The sequence below is a fragment of the Pseudomonas sp. NFACC25 genome, assembly GCF_900100935.1.
GTDB lineage: Bacteria > Pseudomonadota > Gammaproteobacteria > Pseudomonadales > Pseudomonadaceae > Aquipseudomonas > Aquipseudomonas marginalis.
Genome location: NZ_FMUC01000033.1, coordinates 1 through 1,249, shown reverse-complemented (window position 1 = coordinate 1,249; position 1,249 = coordinate 1). Strand labels below are relative to the sequence as shown.

Here is a 1,249-nt window from a genome sequence, read left to right as displayed (position 1 = left end):
TTTCCTGACCCGCTTTAGATGGAATGTGAAAGACCTGAGGTTGTTTGTCTAATGCTATTGATTCATCGGCAATGTTTTCACACAGCCTGGGTCGAAAGCAGACCAAATGCAATGACCACTTCTGGCCGATTTCTGCCTGTCACGACTGACCGAAATCGACCCAAAGCTGACGGTTGCGATAGGTAGAAATCGGCCAGAGGTGGATGCTTGCGAAATATGGGTTCGAATGCCCAGAGCCAACCGACGGCACTCAAAATTTTCTGCTTCAAACCTCAGGGATTTCATCAGGCGAGATCACATTGCCATCCCAGTCAATTCTACAAATGCATTTATGCAAAAAAATATGCATTGACGCAAAATATGTATGTGTATACAGTATTTTTTGCTCGCCCACGTCATGCTTCGCGATAACCTTAGGCGGGCGAAGTACACGAAGCAGCTAAGGCTGGAAGCCTTCACAAATAGGAATGCTGTCGATGAATGGATCAGACGACTTAACCAAAAGGAAATGGTAATGACAATAGAACTCGGAGAATCCAGAGTAACAGCCCCGGCCTTGATAGAGGCGTTTAACTTCAATCTTAGAAGCGATAATCAGCCACTGAACTTCTTCCCTCCCGCTATTCGGATGGACCTCCAAAGACGGGATGTAATAAATGCATTCACAAGCAAGATTCAAAAAGAAATCGATGCCGCGCATACTGAAAACATGCAGAAAATCGACAGTGACATAAAAAAGGATGTAGAGAGTGAGGGAGGCTCTAATGAGCCAATGGATGCCACAACTCCAGAATCAACCGTAACAAAAGAACATGTCATTCATGTAACATTATACTACAATTCTAAAGCAGAAGAAAAAAACCAAGCGGACAAAGCAGCGTCGCTGAAAGTCGGCCCGGACCTTAAACCGTATTATTCTGTTTCTGATGTATTTCCGGATAATAAGTACCAAGATGCAGCAGTCCGAAAGCAACGGCTTATTGATTGGGCTTTAGGCTATGAAGCCCTTCGGCTCGCTCAGGTCTATGCAGAAACAGCCAGGCGTTTAAAAGTGGCAGCAGATGCATTGGCTGTTATTCAGGCCGAACAAGCACGCCTAACCGCCGCAAATGAAGCTGTTCGGAACGCCAATACGTTCCGTGCACCGGGCCCTGCATCGTAAGCGCTCCATAAACCCCACCTGTTCAAAAATAGGCGGCGCGCTTAGCTAGGCGATGCGGGCGAACAGTTCCACGGCAGCAAGGCTTCG

The 1,249-nt window shown here is 46.8% G+C and carries 1 protein-coding gene; it reads left to right on the top strand.

Features of this window, described 5'->3' with window-relative positions; all coding sequences use genetic code 11:
* The first annotated feature begins 514 nt into the window (after positions 1-514).
* The gene (locus BLQ09_RS30845) at positions 515-1,162 is read left to right on the top strand and encodes a hypothetical protein (RefSeq protein WP_139202153.1); all 648 of its coding nucleotides are present in this window, start codon (positions 515-517) and stop codon (positions 1,160-1,162) included.
* The last annotated feature ends 87 nt before the right edge of the window (positions 1,163-1,249 follow it).